Here is a 16,552-nt window from a genome sequence, read left to right on the forward strand (position 1 = left end):
GGCCCGGGCTCGAGGCATCCGGTTCGGTGTGCGATTCCGCACACCGGTGGTGCGGATCTCCGCATTGGCGGTGCGGTCGCGCGCAACGAGAATCGACGAGCGGCACCCCACGAGCCGCCACGTCGATTCAATGCAAAGGAGCATCGGATGACCCAGGCCCAGGCCCGGACCCAGGCCACCCCAACGACCGGCCTCCGGCGGGTCGTGACCGCGTCGATGGCGGGCACCGTCGTCGAGTGGTACGAGTTCTTCCTCTACGCGTCCGCGGCGACGCTCGTCTTCGGCACCGCGTTCTTCCCGCCGTCCGACGACCCGTTCGCCGGCATCATCGCCGCCTTCCTCACCTACGCGGTCGGATTCATCGCCCGCCCGCTCGGCGGCATCGTCTTCGGGCACTTCGGCGACAAGTACGGACGCAAGCGGCTCCTCCAGGTCAGCATCATCCTGATCGGCGTCGCGACGTTCCTGATCGGATGCCTCCCGACCTACGCGCAGGTCGGACTCCTCGCGCCGGCGCTGCTCGTGCTGCTGCGCTTCCTGCAGGGCTTCGCGCTCGGCGGCGAATGGGGCGGGGCGGTGCTGCTGGTCGCCGAGCACAGCCCGGCGCGCTCCCGCGGGTTCTGGGCCAGCTGGCCGCAGGCCGCGGTCCCCGTCGGCAACCTGCTCGCGACCCTCGTCCTCTACGTGCTCTCGGCGACGCTCCCCGAGTCGGAGTTCCTCGGCTGGGGCTGGCGCGTCGCGTTCTGGCTGTCGGCGGTGATCGTGCTCGTCGGCTGGTACATCCGCACCAAGGTGACCGACGCGCCGATCTTCCTCGAGATGCAGGCCGAGCGCGAGGAGGCGAAGGCCACGGGCTACGGTGTCCTCGAGGTCATCCGGCGCTACCCGCGCGGCGTCCTCACGGCCATGGGCCTGCGGGTCGCCGAGAACATCCTGTACTACGTCGTCGTCACGTTCTCGATCGTCTACCTCACGCAGGTCGTGCAGGCCGGCACCGCGAACACGCTGCTGCTGCTCGTCGGCGCCCACGTCGTGCACTTCGTCGCGATCCCGCTCGCCGGCCGCGCATCCGACCGGTTCGGCCGCAAGCCCGTCTACGCGGCCGGTGCGATCGCCGGGGCCACCTGGGCGTTCTTCGCCTTCCCGATGATGGACACGGGCCAGCCCGTCGTGATCTGGGCCGCGATCGCGATCGGCCTGGTCTTCCACGCGGCGATGTACGCGGCGCAGCCGGCGATCATGGCCGAGATGTTCCCGACGCGCATGCGCTACTCGGGCGTCTCGCTCGGCTACCAGGTGACGTCGATCTTCGCCGGTTCGCTGGCACCGATCATCGCCACCGCACTCCTCGGCCAGTACGGCTCGAGCGTGCCCATCGCGATCTACGTCGCCATCGCGTGCGCGATCACGCTCGTCGCCGTCGCGGTCGCCCGCGAGACGCGGGGCATCGACCTGCGGGCCGTCGACGAGGCCGACCGCGAGCGCGTGGAGGCCACCGCCGCCGGCTGATCCGCGCGGCCGCCGCCCGAACCCGGCGGCGGCCGACTGCACGGGACGCACCGATCGGCCGGCTCCGACCAGCCGGCCGATCGGTCGCGCCCGCCCGGACGCACCCGAACCACCCCGAACCCATCGCACACCTGAGAAGAGGCATCCACATGCGCACCACCTCGAAGCACGTCCTCGCGGCCGTCGCCGCGCTCTCCGTCACCGCGCTCGCACTCACCGGCTGCGCGCCGGACCTCGCCCCGGGCGGGGCGTCGGAGGCGACCGGCGCCTCCGCGGTCCGCGTCGGCATGATCACCTCGCAGACGGGGCCCCTCGCCGCGTACGGCGAGGCCTACACGGCAGGGTTCGAGGCCGGACTCGACTACGCGACCGACGGCACCGGCACCGTCGACGGGCGCGAGCTCGACATCACCTGGGCGGACGACCAGGGCAACCCCGACACCGCGGTCGCGAAGGCCAAGGAGCTCATCGGCGAGGGCACGCAGATCCTCGCGGGCACCGTCGTCTCGGGCATCGCGACCTCGCTCGCCGAGCAGGCCGAGCAGAACCGCGTGCTCTACATTTCCGGTCCGGCCGCGACCGACGCCATCACGGGCGTCAACGACTACACCTTCCGATCGGGCCGGCAGACCTACCAGGACGTGGCGACCGCCGGCACCTTCATCGGCGACCCCGAGGGCAAAAAGGTCGTCGTGTTCGCACAGGACACCGCGTTCGGACAGGGCAACCTCGCCGGCGTCCAGGCCGTGCTCGGCGGCAAGGGGGCGACCGTCGAGGGCGTGCTCGTGGCCGAGGACGCGACCGAGTTCACGCCGTTCGCGCAGCAGATCCTCGGCGCAGCTCCCGACCTCGTGTTCGTCGCCTGGGCCGGCGCTTCCTCCGGGGCGATGTGGACCGCGCTCGCCCAGCAGGGCGTGTTCGACGCCGCGCCGGTCGTCACCGGCCTCGGCGACGTCGCGACGTACAACGCCTACGGCGATGCCGGCGCGAGCATCTCGTTCCTCAACCACTACTTCGGCGGGGCCTCCGGCACCGACGCGGAGGCGGCGATGATCGCCGCGCTGGAGGACGCCGGCGCGACGCCCGATCTCTTCTCGCCCGACGGGTTCGTCGCGGCGCAGATGATCGTCCAGGCCGTCCGCGAAGGCGGCGACGACGTCGACGGCATGGTCGACGCCCTCGAAGGGTGGAGCTTCGAATCCGTGAAGGGCGAGCTCACGGTCCGCGCCGAGGACCACGCCCTGATCCAGCCGATGTACCAGGTCCGGCTCGTGCAGGGCGGCGCGGACTGGGTGCCCGAGCTGGTCGAGGCGGTGGACGCCGACGAGGTCGCGCCGCCCGTGGCCGGCGAGTGAGCATGGCGAGCGCGACGCCCGTCGGCCTCTCGACGAATCCGGGGCATCCCGTCGTCGACGCCGTCCTCTCCCTCGACCGGGTGCATCTCGCGATCGGCGGCGCGAGGATCCTCCAGGACGTGTCGTTGGACGTCTCGCCCGGGGAACTGCTCGGGGTCATCGGACCGAACGGCGCGGGCAAGACCACCCTCTTCAACGTCATCTCCGGAGTGGTCCGCCCCACCGGCGGCCGCGTCCTGCTGGACGGTGTCGACGTCACCGGCATGCCGGTCCATCGTCGTGCCGCCGCCGGGCTGGGACGCACCTTCCAGACGTCGAGCCTGTTCCCAGCCCTCACCGTCCTGGAGAACGTGCGCCTCGCGGCCCAGGCGCACCAGGGCGGTGCCGCGTCGGTCTTCGCGACGCCGCACCAGACGGATGCCGCGTCCGCCCGCGCGGCCGACGCCCTCGCCGAGGTGGGTCTCGCCGGAGCCTCATCACGGCTCGCGGGCGGTCTCGCGCACGGCGAGAAGCGCAAGGTCGAGCTCGCGATGGTCGTGGCGATGGAACCGAGAGTGATCCTGCTCGACGAGCCCATGGCCGGAGTCGGTTCCGCCGACGTGCCGGCGCTCACCGAGCTGATCGGCGACCTGCACCGGGGCGGCCGCACCGTGCTCATGGTCGAGCACCACCTCGACGTCGTGCTCGGCCTCGCCGACCGGATCGCCGTGATGCACCACGGCGAGCTGCTCGCCGTCGGGACCTCGGACGCGGTCATGTCGGACGCGACCGTGCAGTCCGCCTACCTCGGGGAGGGGATGTGACCGAGCCCGTCCCGACCGAGCCCATCCTGAGCCTGCGTCACGTGACCGGCCGCATCGCCGGCCAGCTCGTCGTCGAGGACGTGAGCTTCGACGTGCCCGCCGTGGGCGTCACCGCCCTCCTGGGCCGCAACGGCGTCGGCAAGACCTCGACGATCCGGGCGATCCTCGGACTCATCGAGCGCGAGGGGGAGATCGTGCTCAGCGGCACGCGCATCGACGGACTGCCGACCCACCGGATCGTGCAGCTCGGCGTGGGCTACGTGCCAGAGGACCGCGAGGTGTTCGGCGGACTGACGGTCGCCGAGAACCTGCGCCTCGCCGAGCGGGATCGGTCGCCCCGACGGGACGAGGTCCGCCGGCTCTTCCCCGACCTGCACGAGCGGCGCGAACAGCGCGCCGGGACGCTCTCGGGCGGGCAGCAGCAGATGGTGTCGCTCGCGCGCGCGCTCGTCAACGACAACCGCCTGCTGCTCGTCGACGAACCCACCAAGGGCCTCGCTCCCAAGATCGTGGACGAGGTCGCCACCGCCCTCGCCGCGGCGGCGCATCGCGTGCCGATCCTGCTCGTCGAGCAGAACCTCGCGGTGATCCGAGCGCTCGCCGACCGGGTCGTCGTGCTCTCCGGCGGGCGGGTGGTCTTCGCCGGTGACGCGGCCGAACTCCTCGACGACGAGGAGCAGGTGCGACGACACCTCGGAGTGCACGACGCCGGGGAGGCGGCCTGATGGACACCGTCATCCTCCTCCTCGTCACCGGTCTCGGCCTCGGAGCGCTGTACTTCCTCGTCGCCAGCGGGCTCTCGCTGATCTACGGGCTCATGGGCGTGCTGAACTTCGCGCACGGCTCGTTCCTCACGATCTCGGCGTTCCTTGGCTGGGAGGTCGGGCGCCGCGTGTCCGACGGCACCTGGGCCGGCCTGGCGCTCTCCGCGCTGGTCGGCATCGCCGTGGGGGCGCTCGTCGCCGCCGCGACGGAGTTCCTGATCGTCCGGCGCCTCTACGAACGGCACATCGAGCAGGCGCTCGTGACCGTCGGGCTCTCGCTCGCGAGCGTTGCGCTGTTCGAGGGCATCTGGGGCACCGACCCGATCTACACGGCACGGCCCGAGTGGCTCACCGAGACGACGGAGATCCTCGGCGCCCGCATCCCCAACGACCGGTTCGTGCTCATCGCCTGCGCCGTGCTGGTGCTCGGCGGCATCGTGTTCTTCCTGCGGAGGACGCGGTACGGGCTCATCATCCGCGCGGGCGTCGAGAACCGGTCGATGGTCACCGCGCTCGGCATCGACGTGCGGCGGGCGTTCACGCTCGTGTTCGCGATCGGCGGCGCCGCGGCCGGCCTCGGCGGGGTGCTCGCGTCCGTCTACTACGGCTACGTGTCGGCGCACCTCGGCAGCGTGCTGCTGATCTTCGCGTTCATCGTGACCGTGATCGGCGGGCTCGGCTCGCTCACGGGTGCGGCCATCGCCTCGGTGCTCGTCGCGGTGCTGCAGCAGTTCGCGAACTTCTTCCTCGGCGGCACCGGCGACCTCGTCGTCGTGGTCGCGCTCGCCGCGGTGCTGCTGGTGCGCCCGCGTGGACTCCTCGGGAGGACGGCATGACCGAACCCCTCACGGACGGGCGGCGCACGACGCCGGGCCCGGACTCGCCCAGCTCGCCCGCGCCGGCGCCTGCACCGGCCGGCAGCGCGCGTCGACGCAGCCTCGCGCTCGTCGGCGGCGGTGTCGCGGCGGTCGTCGTGCTCGCCGTGCTCCCGCTGCTCGCCATCGACGTGCCGGGCGTGCTGCCCGGCCCGACGTACACGCCCGGCACGCTGCAGCTGCTCGCGTTCGCGCTGCTCATCGCGGCGCTCGCGTTGAGCTATCGCATGCTGTTCGGGCTCGCCGGGATGCTCTCGTTCGGCCACGCCCTCTTCTTCGCGGCGGGCGCGTACGGACTCGGCATGACGCTGGACGCGTTCGGGCCGAGCGACTGGCCGTCGGGCCTGGTCTTCGTCGTCGCGATCGGCCTGACGCTGGCCTTCGGGTTCGCGCTCGCCGTGAGCGTCGGCGCGCTCGCACTCCGCGTCACGGGCATCTCGTTCGCCATGGTGACGCTCGCCTTCGCCCAGGCCGGATCGGTGATCATCCGCCGGAACCCGGCCGGCGCGACGGGCGGTGACGAAGGCCTGCCGCTGGACATCGCGCACGTGCCCGAGGCGTTGGTGGGGGTCGTGCACACGCGCAACCTCTACTGGATGTCGCTCGGCGTCCTGGTGGTCGTGTACCTCGTCGTGCTGTGGGTCGAGCGCAGTCGCGCGGGCCACGTCGCCGAGGCGATCCGCGAGAACGAGCTGCGCGTCCGGGTGATCGGCGTCCGCCCGTACTCGGTGCGCCTGCTCGTGTTCGTCGTCGCCTCGGTGCTCGCGGCGGTGGCGGGGATGGGATACCTGCTGCTGCAGTCGGGGGCCGCACCGCGCATCGCGACGGCCGACTTCACGCTCACGATCCTGGTGATCGTGGTGCTGGGCGGCGTCGGATACCGCTGGGGCGCGATCGTAGGCGGCATCGTCTACACGCTGCTCGACCAGCGCCTGACCGCCCTCGCCGGTTCCGACGCCGTCGCCGCACTTCCCGACGTCCTCCGGGTGCCACTGTCGGAGCCGCTGTTCCTCCTCGGCACGCTCTTCGTGCTCGTCGTACTGTTCCTCCCCGGCGGCATCGCCGGACTCCCCGCCCGCATCCGCACCGGGCGGCGCACGCACCCGGTCGAGCCGCCGGGAGCACCGGATGCCTGACCTCGACCTGCGACCGACACCATCGACCGACCCGAGCGGAAGGACCCTCATGACCGACCTCACCGGACGCCGCGCCCTGGTGACCGGCGGCGCCGGCGGCATCGGACTCGCGATCGCCGAGGCGTACGCCGCGGCAGGGGCCCACGTCACGATCGCCGACGTCGATGCGGATGCCGCGTCGAGCGCCGCCGATCGCCTCGGCGGCGCCGCCTGGGCCGTCGACCTCTCCGACATCGCCGCGCTCGCCGACCTGGCGCTCGACGCGGACGTGCTCGTCAACAACGCCGGCCTGCAGCACGTCCGGCCGATCGAGGAGTTCGAGCCCGAGCGGTTCTCGCTGCTGCTCCGGGTCATGCTCGAGGCGCCGTTCCTGCTGATCCGGGCGGCCCTGCCTGGAATGTACGAGCGGGGCTTCGGCCGGGTCGTCAACGTGTCGAGCGTGCACGGCCTGCGGGCGTCGCCGTACAAGTCCGCCTACGTCGCCGCCAAGCACGGCCTCGAGGGGCTGTCGAAGGTCACGGCCCTCGAGGGCGGCGCGCACGGGGTGACGTCGAACTGCATCAACCCCGGGTACGTGCGCACCCCGCTCGTGGAACGGCAGATCGCCGACCAGGCCCGCCTGCACGGCATCTCCGAGGACGAGGTCGTTCCCCGGGTGATGCTGACGGAGGCGGCGATCAAGCGGCTCGTCGAGCCTTCCGAGGTCGCGAGCCTCGCGCTCTGGCTCGCGGGCGACGACGCGCGTATGGTGACCGGCGCGAGTTACACGATGGACGGCGGATGGAGCGCACGATGACCGGGTACGAGACCTTCGTGGCCTCGGCCGACGCACCCTCGGGCGGCGTGCTCGCCGGCGGCGAGTGGCGGGCGGATGCCTCCGGCCCCGTACTGCTCGGCGTGCACGGCATCACCGCGAACCACCGGGCGTGGAGCCTCGCCGCGGAGGCGCTCGACGGCGTCCGCGTGGTCGCCCCCGACCTCCGCGGACGCGGGCGGAGCAACGCGCTTCCCGGCCCGTTCGGCCTCGTCGACCATGCCGACGACCTCGCGCGGCTGCTCGACGTCCGCGGCGTGGAGCGCGCGGTCGTCGCCGGGCATTCGATGGGCGGGTTCGTGGCGGTGCGGTTCGCCGAGCGGCACCCCGACCGGGTGGATTCGCTCGTGCTGATCGACGGCGGCCTGCCGCTCGAGCCGCCTGAGGGCATTCCGGCCGAGCAGGTCGCCGCGGCCGTGCTCGGGCCCGCGCTTGCGCGGCTGCGGATGCGATTCGCGTCCGCCGACGACTACCTCGCCTTCTGGCGGGAGCATCCGGGCATCGGACCGTACTGGAACGACGCTGTCGAGGCGTACGTGCGGTACGACCTCGACGGCGCGGCGCCGGAGCTGCGGTCGTCGGCGAACCCCGACGCGATCGCCGTGAACGCGCTCGAACTGGACGGCTCCGCCGGCTATTCCGATGCGCTCGCAGAGATCGCGGTGCCGATCGATTTCCTCCGCGCCGAACGCGGGCTGCTCGACCAACCCCAGGGCCTCTACGCACCCGGGATCGCCGAGGAGTGGGCGACCCTGCTTCCGGCGCTCCGCATCCGGGAGGTGCGAGACGTCAACCACTACAGCATCATCATGAGTGCGGACGGACTCGCGCACGTCATCCCGGTGCTCGAGTCCCGTCTGACCGCGGCCACCGCCGCGGCATCCGCCCATGACGACGAGGAGGTCGCCTCATGACACTCGACAAGACCGTGCCGACTGCCGCAGAGGCGGTCGCCGACATCCCGGAGGGCGCCTCGCTCGCGGTCGGGGGGTTCGGCCTCTGCGGCATCCCATCGATCCTGATCCAGGCGCTGCTGGAACGCCGGGTCGGCGACCTGTCGGTGGTCTCGAACAACTGCGGCGTCGACGATTGGGGCCTCGGGCTGCTGCTCGGTGCCGGACTGATCCGCAAGATGACCTCGTCGTACGTCGGCGAGAACAAGGAGTTCGAGCGGCAGTACCTCTCGGGCGAGCTCGAGCTCGAGCTCACGCCGCAGGGCACGCTCGCCGAGAAGCTGCGCGCCGGCGGCTCGGGCATCGCGGCGTTCTTCACGCAGACGGGCGTCGGCACGCAGGTCGCCGAGGGCGGGTTGCCGCGCCGGTACGCCGCCGACGGCTCGATCGCCGTCGCGAGCCCCGCGAAGCCGGTGCAGACGTTCTCGGTGCGCGGCGAGGAGCACGAGTTCGTGCTCGAGGAGGCGATCACGACCGACTTCGCGCTCGTGCACGCGCTCGCGGGCGACCGGCACGGCAACCTCGTGTTCGACAAGTCGGCGCGCAACTTCTCGCCGCTCGCCGCGATGGCAGGCCGGGTGTGCATCGCCGAGGTCGAGGAGCTCGTCGAGCCCGGAGTGATCGACCCCGACCGGGTGCACCTGCCCGGCATCTTCGTCGACCGCATCGTCGAGGTCGGCCCCGACATCGAGAAGCGCATCGAGCGGCGCACCGTGCGCCAGGCAGCCGACACCACGGAGGCGAACTGACATGGCACTCACCCGCTACGAGATGGCCGCGCGCGCCGCGCGCGAACTCGCCGACGGCTCGTACGTCAACCTCGGCATCGGGCTGCCGACGCTCGTGCCGAACTACGTGCCCGACGGCGTCACGGTCGTGCTGCAGTCCGAGAACGGCATCCTCGGCGTCGGCCCGTACCCGACCGAGGACCAGGTCGACCCCGACCTCATCAACGCCGGCAAGGAGACCGTGACCGTGCTGCCGGGCGCCGCGTTCTTCGACTCGGCCACGAGCTTCGGCATGATCCGCGGCGGCAAGGTCGACGCGGCGATCCTCGGCGCGATGCAGGTGTCGGCGACCGGCGACCTCGCGAACTGGATGATCCCCGGGAAGATGGTGAAGGGCCCCGGCGGCGCCATGGACCTGGTGCACGGCGCCCGGCGGCGCATCGTGCTCATGGAACACGTCGCGAAGGACGGCTCGCCGAAGATCGTGCACGAGTGCTCGCTGCCGCTGACCGGCAGGGGAGTGGTCGACCGCATCATCACCGACCTCGCCGTCATCGACGTGACGCCAGACGGGCTCGTGCTCGTCGAGGTCGCGCCCGGTGTCACCGTCGATGAGGTGGTCGCGGCGACCGAGCCGCCGCTCGACACGCGTGGGGTCGCCTCGGCGGGCGATTGACCGAGCTGGCCGCCGGGTCGCTCGATGCGGAACTGTGATGCAACGCGGCATCGAGGGGTGCGGCGCTGCCCCGATGATGGTGGTAGCGGCGCGAACAGCCGCCCTCGCCATGTCTGGAGTCCGATGACCCGATTCCGTCGAGTCGGCGCCTTCGCCGCCGTCGCGCTCGCCAGTGCCCTCCTGCTGACCGGATGCGTCGCACCTGCGCCGACTCCGACGCGGACGCCAGAGGCCGCACCGGTGACGCCTGCCCCGAGCCCGACGCCGACGCCGACGCCCGAGCCGGTCGACCCGCTGCTGAGCACCGCGCGTCTGATGATCAGCGCGGATCGATTGAGCCTGGTCGACGAAGCAGGGACCACGGTCGCAGAGTTCGGGTATCTCGAGGAACCCGCCCTGGCGATCGAGGCGTTGACCAAGGTGTTCGGGTCGCCGCCGCGATCGGAACCGTACGCCGGTACCAACCACGCCCCGTCCGGCGTCCGGCACACCTGGGGCGACGCCGTCGAAATCGACGAGCGCCACTACGACGAGTCGAGACGCGCTGAGTACGACTACCGGCTCGTGTGGCCACGATTCGCCGTCTACTTCGATGAAGCGCAGTTCGAAGGCCTCGGTCTCACGACGCCGACTGGCGTCACCGCAGGAATCCCGTGGCCGGAGTACGAGGTGACGGGCAACCCGAACCCGGGCTGGTCCTGCGATGGGCCGATCGTCGACATCGAGTCGCTCGAGTCCGAGGACGGGTCGCCGCGGGACTTCGGTGTCGTCCTGGGCGGTTGGTGGTCGATCGACGCGCCCGGATCCGAGGTCGTTCCGTGGATCGGCGCACCGTACGCCCAAGCCGAGGGCTGTGCCTGACGCATCCGTTCGCGGTCGGCGCCCAGCGACACGGAAGTAGACTCGATCACGTGCCTGCTGTGAATCTCGGAATGCCGAAGGTCCCCGAAGTCCTGGCCCCCCGACGCAAGTCGCGCCAGATCAAGGTGGGCAAGGTGCTCGTCGGCGGCGACGCCCCGGTGAGCGTGCAGTCGATGACCACGACGCCGACGACGAACATCAATGCGACCCTCCAGCAGATCGCCGAGCTGACGGCGTCGGGCTGCGACATCGTGCGCGTCGCCGTGCCCAGCCGCGACGACGCAGAGGCGCTGCCGATCATCGCGAAGAAGAGCCAGATCCCGGTCATCGCCGACATCCACTTCCAACCGAACTACGTCTACGCCGCGATCGACGCCGGATGCGCCGCGGTGCGCGTGAATCCGGGCAACATCCGCAAGTTCGACGACCAGGTCGGCGAGATCGCCAAGCGCGCGAAGGCCGCGGGTGTCTCGCTGCGCATCGGCGTGAACGCCGGATCGCTCGACCCGCGCCTGCTGCAGAAGTACGGCAAGGCCACGCCCGAGGCGCTCGTCGAGTCGGCGGTGTGGGAGGCGAGCCTGTTCGAGGAGCACGACTTCCACGACTTCAAGATCTCGGTCAAGCACAACGACCCGATCGTGATGGTGAAGGCGTACCGCCTGCTCGCCGAGCGCGGCGACTGGCCGCTGCACCTCGGCGTCACCGAGGCCGGCCCCGAGTTCCAGGGCACGATCAAGAGCGCGACGGCGTTCGGCATCCTGCTCGGCGAGGGCATCGGCGACACCATCCGCGTCTCGCTGTCGGCCCCGCCCGCGCAGGAGGTCAAGGTCGGCCTCCAGATCCTCCAGTCGCTGAACCTGCGCGAACGCAAGCTCGAGATCGTGTCGTGCCCGTCCTGCGGGCGCGCGCAGGTCGACGTCTACAAGCTCGCCAACGACGTGACCGACGGCCTCGAGGGCATGACCGTGCCCCTACGCGTCGCCGTCATGGGCTGCGTCGTCAACGGGCCCGGCGAGGCCCGTGAGGCCGACCTCGGCGTCGCATCCGGCAACGGCAAGGGCCAGATCTTCGTCAAGGGCGAGGTCATCAAGACGGTGCCGGAGTCCGAGATCGTGCAGACCCTCATCGAAGAGGCGAACCGCATCGCCGACGAGATGGGTCCGGATGCCTCGGTCGGTGCGCCGACGGTCGTCACGGCGTAGCGCGGTCGAATCCGCAGCGTCGGGCGGGCCGGTCGCAGCGCGCAGGCGACTGCGTCGGAGGCATCCGCTCGGCGTCAGTAGAATCGTCCGGTGCCCACTCGCCTGACGAACTTCTTCCTCCGCACGCTCCGTGAAGACCCGGCCGACGCCGAGGTCCAGAGCCACAAGCTGCTTGTGCGCGCCGGTTACATCCGGCGCCAGGCGCCGGGCGTGTTCGCCTGGCTGCCGCTGGGCCTGCGGGTCAAGGCGAAGATCGAGCGGGTCGTCCGCGAGGAGATGACGGCCGCGGGTGCGCACGAGGTGCACTTCCCGGCGCTGCTGCCGCGAGAGCCGTACGAGCTCACGAACCGGTGGACCGAGTACGGCGACGCGCTCTTCCGCCTGCAGGATCGCAAGGGCGGCGACTACCTGCTCGCACCCACCCACGAGGAGGTCTTCACGCTGCTCGTGAAGGACCTCTACTCGTCGTACAAGGACCTGCCGCTCACGATCTACCAGATCCAGGACAAGTACCGCGACGAGGCGCGCCCCCGCGCGGGCCTCCTGCGCGGACGCGAGTTCACGATGAAGGACGCGTACTCGTTCGACGTCTCCGACGCGGGCCTGGATGCCTCGTACCAGGCGCAGCGCGACGCGTACGAGCGGATCTTCACGCGGCTCGGCCTCGAGTACGTGATCGTGAAGGCCGACGCGGGAGCGATGGGCGGATCGAAATCGGAGGAGTTCCTGCACCCGACCCCGGTCGGCGAGGACACGTTCGTCCGCTCCGACGGCGGCTACGCCGCGAACGTCGAGGCGTTCACGACGGTGGTGCCCGAGTCGATCCCGTTCGACGGCCTGCCGGAGCCCGCGGTGCTGCCCTCGCCGAACACCCCGACGATCGCGACGCTCGTCGACCTGGCGAACGCCGAGTACCCCCGGCCCGACGGTCGCGCGTGGACCGCCGCCGACACGCTGAAGAACGTCGTGCTCGCGCTCACCCACCTCGACGGCACGCGCGAGCTCGTGGTCGTCGGCATCCCGGGCGACCGCGAGATCGAGGCCAAGCGCGTCGAGGTCGCCTTCGCGCCCGCAGAGGTCGAGGCCGCGACCGAGGCCGACTTCGCGAAGCACCCCGGCCTCGTCAAGGGCTACATCGGACCCTGGTCGCCCGACGGCGCCGTGCTCGGCGCCGAGTCGTCGACCGGCATCCGCTTCTTCCTCGACCCGCGCGTCGTCGACGGCACCGAGTGGATCACCGGCGCCAACCTCGACGAGCAGCACGTGTTCGGCCTCGTCGCCGGTCGCGACTTCGTCGCCGACGGCTTCGTCGAGGCGGCCGACGTGCGCGAGGGCGACCCGGCACCCGACGGCTCCGGCCCCGTGCACCTCGCGCGCGGCATGGAGATCGGCCACGTCTTCCAGCTCGGCCGCAAGTACGCCGAGGCCCTCGGCCTGAAGGTGCTCGACGAGAACGGCAAGCTCGCGACGGTCACGATGGGCTCGTACGGCATCGGCGTGACCCGGATCCTCGCGATCATCGCCGAGCTCAACAACGACGACAAGGGCCTCATCTGGCCCGAGTCCGTGGCGCCGTTCGACGTGCACGTGCTCGCCACCGGCAAGGACCAGGCGGCGTTCGACGCGGCCGAGCGCATCGTCGCCGATCTCGAGGCCGAGCGCTACGACGTGCTCTTCGACGACCGGCCCAAGCTCTCGCCGGGCGTGAAGTTCGCCGACGCCGAGCTCCTGGGCATGCCGAAGATCGTCATCGCCGGTCGCGGCGTCGCCGAGGGCGTGGTCGAGGTCTGGGACCGGAAGTCGGGCGAGCGGGTCACCGTGCCGATCGACGGCGTGGTCGCGGCGCTGCGCGGCTGAGGACGCGTCGCCGGCTCAGCCCTCGTGCAGGTGGTCGCGGTGCTTGCGAGACTGCCTGCGTGCCGTGGCGACGTCGATCGGGCCGGTGACGGATGCCTCGTCGACCCAGCATTCGATGCCGTCGACGCCGGGGAGCAGCGCACGGGTGAACACGGGATCGCGACCCTCGCGCCGCTGTCTGGTGTAGTCCCGCAGGAGTTTGAACGCGACGCCCGACAGCAGGCCGATCGCGACGAGGTTCACGAGCGCCATGAGCCCCATGATGCCGTCGGCGGTGTTCCAGATGAGATCGGCCGATGCGATCGAGCCGATGAAGATCGCGAGCACCACGAGCAGGCGGTATGCGGTGCGGACCGACCGGCGTTCGGTGATGAACTCGATGTTGGATTCGCCGTAGTAGTAGTTGCCGAGGATCGAGCTGAAGGCGAGCAGGAACACGATGACACTGAGCAGGATGCTCGCCCATGGGCCGAGGTTCGCGACGATCGCCGACTGGGTCAGGCCGATGCCGCGTTCGGCGGTCGCGAGGTCGGGGTCCGAGACGAGGATGATGAACGCCGTGATCGAGCACACGAGGAACGTGTCGAAGTAGACGCCCAGCGTCTGGACGAGTCCCTGCTTGACGGGGTGGGTCACCGCGGCGCTCGCCCCGGCGTTGGGCGCTGAGCCGAGACCGGCCTCGTTCGAGAACATGCCGCGTTTGACGCCCGTCAGCACGATGGTGCCGAGGGTCGCGCCGACGACCTCGTTGAACCCGAAAGCCTGCGTGAAGATCGACGCGAACACCTCGGGGAACCGGGTGATGTTCATGGCGACGATGATGAGCCCGACGAGCAGGTACAGCAGCGCCATGAGGGGCACGACCGCCTGGGTGACGGAGGCGATGCGGCGGACGCCGCCGAACACGACGAGTGCGGTGAGCGCCGCGAGGATGGCGCCGACCATCCATCCGATCCAGACGGGCGCTCCGTCGGGCGCGACCGTCGACGACACGGTCGCCGAGATGGTGTTCGCCTGCAGCGACGAGAACGCGAACGGGAAGCAGACGATGAGGATGATGGCGAAGAGGATGCCCATCCACCTCGCCTTCAGCCCCCGTTCCATGTAGTACGCGGGTCCGCCGCGGAAGCCGTCGGCGTCCTTGACCTTGAACAGCTGCCCGAGCGTCGATTCGACGAAGCTCGACGAGCCGCCGATGAACGCCATCAGCCACATCCAGAACACCGCGCCGGGTCCGCCGATCGCGATGGCCGTACCGACACCCGCGATGTTGCCGACGCCGACCCGCGACGCCGCGGAGATCGTGAACGCCTGGAACGCCGAGACCGACTGCGGCTCGCCGTCGGCGTCGCGGGGCGTCTTGTCGGTGAGGGTGCGGAACATCTCGGGGATGAGTCGGAACTGCACGACGCCGGAGCGGATCGTGAAGTAGATGCCGAGGCCTGCGACGACGGGAAGCACGATCCAGGTCCACAGCCCGTCGCCGGCGGAGAGCACGAACTCGTTCACAGCGTCCATCGCCCCAGTATCGGGCCGATCGCGTCCCGATCCGAGCATTGCTCGGCTGAAGCCGTCGATCGTCCGCCGGTGCCCCTGCCCGCCCCGGCTCCCGCGCCGGGCCGGTCCCGACTCGGCGCGGCATCGGATACTCTTGAGTGTTCCGCCCGGCGGGGACGCGGACTGAGAGCTGAATAGAGGAGGCCGTCGTGGAAATCGACCTCACCGTGCTTCGCATGATGGAGCGCGAGAAGGACATCCCGTTCGACGAACTGGTGCAGATCATCGAGCAGGCCATCCTGATGGCGTACCTCAAGCACACCAACCCGGCGCAGCACGGTCACGCGAACCCGAACGGGGCGCGTGCCCACCTCGACCGCAAGACCGGCCACGTCTCGGTGTTCGTCCCCGAACTCGACGAAGAGGGCGAAGTCATCGGCGAGGTCGAGGACAGCCCGAGCGACTTCGGCCGCATCGCGGCGTTCGCCGCCAAGCAGGTCATCAACCAGCGCCTGCGCGATCTCGCCGACGACGCGGTGCTCGGCGAGTTCCGGGGCCGTGAGGGCGACATCGTCGCCGGCGTCATCCAGCAGGGCCCGAACCCGCGGATGATCCACATCGACCTCGGCACGGTCGAGGCGATCCTGCCGCCCGAGGAACAGGTGCCCGGCGAGGAGTACCCCCACGGCCAGCGCATCCGCGTCTACGTGACGAGCGTCGCGAAGGGGGCCAAGGGGCCGTCGATCACGGTCTCGCGCACCCACCCGGCCCTGGTCCGCAAGCTGTTCGCGCTCGAGGTGCCCGAGATCGCGTCGGGGGTCGTCGAGATCGTGTCGCTCGCCCGTGAGGCCGGCCACCGGTCGAAGATCGCCGTCCGCGCGAACCAGCCGGGCGTCAACGCCAAGGGCGCGTGCATCGGCGAGCTCGGGCAGCGCGTGCGCGCGGTGACCGCAGAGCTCGGCAACGAGAAGATCGACATCGTCGACTGGTCGGACGACCTCGCGACGTTCGTCGCCTCGGCCCTGTCGCCGGCGAAGGTCACGAGCGCGTTCGTCATCGACGAGTCGATGCGCGCCGTGCGTGCCCTCGTTCCCGACTACCAGCTGTCGCTCGCGATCGGCAAGGAGGGCCAGAACGCCCGACTGGCTGCCAAGCTCACAGGAGCCAAGATCGACATCCAGCCCGACTCGGTGCTCGACCAGGCCTGAGTGCGCGGACGCGGTCCCGACCGGGTCGCGTCGGAGGTGTAGGATGGAACCCGTCAGAACGTGCATAGGATGCCGTTCGCGCGCCCCGCGATCCTCGCTCTTGAGGGTCGTCGTCCGAGAATCCCAGCTCATCACCGACGTGTCGGCTGTGCTTCCGGGTCGAGGTGCGTGGCTGCATCCGACGCTGGAATGCTTCCGGCTCGCCGAGCGGCGACGCGCTTTCGGGCGTGCGCTCCGCACCCGCGGAGAGCTGGACACCAGTGAAGTAGAGAACAGGCTGATCGGCTGATGGATCACTCATGAGCGGCTCGAAA

Annotated in this window: 16 protein-coding genes; 15 read left to right on the forward strand and 1 reads right to left on the reverse strand. The window is 70.7% G+C overall.

Annotation, left to right across the window (positions count from 1 at the left end; genetic code table 11):
- The first annotated feature begins 147 nt into the window (after positions 1 to 147).
- The 13 genes from ELQ40_RS06985 (at position 148) to ELQ40_RS07045 (ending at position 13,533) form a co-directional block, all read left to right on the forward strand.
- The gene (locus ELQ40_RS06985; RefSeq protein ID WP_127793038.1) at positions 148 to 1,509 is read left to right on the forward strand and encodes an MFS transporter; all 1,362 of its coding nucleotides are present in this window, start codon (positions 148 to 150) and stop codon (positions 1,507 to 1,509) included.
- A 149-nt stretch (positions 1,510 to 1,658) separates the two neighbouring features.
- Positions 1,659 to 2,864, forward strand: a complete 1,206-nt coding sequence (locus ELQ40_RS06990) for a substrate-binding domain-containing protein (protein WP_127793039.1) — start codon at positions 1,659 to 1,661, stop codon at positions 2,862 to 2,864.
- Between the two features lie 2 nt (positions 2,865 to 2,866).
- On the forward strand, positions 2,867 to 3,667 hold the full coding sequence (locus tag ELQ40_RS06995) for an ABC transporter ATP-binding protein (protein ID WP_127793040.1): 801 nt from the start codon (positions 2,867 to 2,869) through the stop codon (positions 3,665 to 3,667).
- Complete coding sequence (locus tag ELQ40_RS07000; RefSeq protein WP_127793041.1) at positions 3,664 to 4,392, forward strand: ABC transporter ATP-binding protein; 729 nt, start codon at positions 3,664 to 3,666, stop codon at positions 4,390 to 4,392. Before ELQ40_RS06995 ends, ELQ40_RS07000 begins: the two co-directional genes overlap by 4 nt.
- Positions 4,392 to 5,267: a branched-chain amino acid ABC transporter permease gene (locus tag ELQ40_RS07005; protein ID WP_127793042.1), complete on the forward strand. Its 876-nt coding sequence runs from the start codon at positions 4,392 to 4,394 to the stop codon at positions 5,265 to 5,267. Before ELQ40_RS07000 ends, ELQ40_RS07005 begins: the two co-directional genes overlap by 1 nt.
- On the forward strand, positions 5,264 to 6,442 hold the full coding sequence (locus ELQ40_RS07010; protein WP_127793043.1) for a branched-chain amino acid ABC transporter permease: 1,179 nt from the start codon (positions 5,264 to 5,266) through the stop codon (positions 6,440 to 6,442). Before ELQ40_RS07005 ends, ELQ40_RS07010 begins: the two co-directional genes overlap by 4 nt.
- Positions 6,443 to 6,491: 49 nt before the next feature.
- The gene (locus ELQ40_RS07015) at positions 6,492 to 7,238 is read left to right on the forward strand and encodes a 3-hydroxybutyrate dehydrogenase (protein ID WP_127793044.1); all 747 of its coding nucleotides are present in this window, start codon (positions 6,492 to 6,494) and stop codon (positions 7,236 to 7,238) included.
- Positions 7,235 to 8,170 carry an alpha/beta hydrolase gene (locus ELQ40_RS07020; protein WP_240665983.1) on the forward strand — a complete coding sequence of 312 codons (936 nt, stop codon included), beginning with the start codon at positions 7,235 to 7,237 and terminating at the stop codon, positions 8,168 to 8,170. Before ELQ40_RS07015 ends, ELQ40_RS07020 begins: the two co-directional genes overlap by 4 nt.
- Positions 8,167 to 8,958 carry a CoA transferase subunit A gene (locus ELQ40_RS07025; protein ID WP_127793046.1) on the forward strand — a complete coding sequence of 264 codons (792 nt, stop codon included), beginning with the start codon at positions 8,167 to 8,169 and terminating at the stop codon, positions 8,956 to 8,958. Before ELQ40_RS07020 ends, ELQ40_RS07025 begins: the two co-directional genes overlap by 4 nt.
- 1 nt (position 8,959) lies before the next feature.
- Positions 8,960 to 9,613: a CoA transferase subunit B gene (locus tag ELQ40_RS07030; protein ID WP_205649449.1), complete on the forward strand. Its 654-nt coding sequence runs from the start codon at positions 8,960 to 8,962 to the stop codon at positions 9,611 to 9,613.
- Between the two features lie 57 nt (positions 9,614 to 9,670).
- The gene (locus ELQ40_RS07035; protein WP_127793047.1) at positions 9,671 to 10,474 is read left to right on the forward strand and encodes a hypothetical protein; all 804 of its coding nucleotides are present in this window, start codon (positions 9,671 to 9,673) and stop codon (positions 10,472 to 10,474) included.
- 71 nt (positions 10,475 to 10,545) lie between these two features.
- On the forward strand, positions 10,546 to 11,676 hold the full coding sequence (gene ispG / locus ELQ40_RS07040; protein WP_127795181.1) for a flavodoxin-dependent (E)-4-hydroxy-3-methylbut-2-enyl-diphosphate synthase: 1,131 nt from the start codon (positions 10,546 to 10,548) through the stop codon (positions 11,674 to 11,676).
- A 90-nt stretch (positions 11,677 to 11,766) separates the two neighbouring features.
- A complete protein-coding gene (locus ELQ40_RS07045; RefSeq protein WP_127793048.1) occupies positions 11,767 to 13,533 on the forward strand; it encodes a proline--tRNA ligase in 1,767 nt (588 codons plus the stop codon).
- Between the two features lie 15 nt (positions 13,534 to 13,548).
- Here the strand turns inward: ELQ40_RS07045 and ELQ40_RS07050 are convergent, their stop codons facing one another.
- Positions 13,549 to 15,051 carry a sodium:alanine symporter family protein gene (locus tag ELQ40_RS07050; protein WP_127793049.1) on the reverse strand — a complete coding sequence of 501 codons (1,503 nt, stop codon included), beginning with the start codon at positions 15,049 to 15,051 and terminating at the stop codon, positions 13,549 to 13,551.
- 188 nt (positions 15,052 to 15,239) lie between these two features.
- Between ELQ40_RS07050 and nusA the strand changes: the two genes are divergently transcribed.
- Both nusA and ELQ40_RS07060 read left to right on the forward strand, forming a co-directional pair.
- Positions 15,240 to 16,238, forward strand: coding sequence for a transcription termination factor NusA (gene nusA, locus ELQ40_RS07055; protein ID WP_127793050.1), 999 nt, complete (start codon positions 15,240 to 15,242; stop codon positions 16,236 to 16,238).
- 43 nt (positions 16,239 to 16,281) lie between these two features.
- Positions 16,282 to 16,527: a YlxR family protein gene (locus ELQ40_RS07060; RefSeq protein WP_127793051.1), complete on the forward strand. Its 246-nt coding sequence runs from the start codon at positions 16,282 to 16,284 to the stop codon at positions 16,525 to 16,527.
- The last annotated feature ends 25 nt before the right edge of the window (positions 16,528 to 16,552 follow it).

This window comes from Agromyces sp. LHK192 (assembly GCF_004006235.1).
In the GTDB taxonomy this organism is placed as follows: Bacteria; Actinomycetota; Actinomycetes; order Actinomycetales; family Microbacteriaceae; genus Agromyces.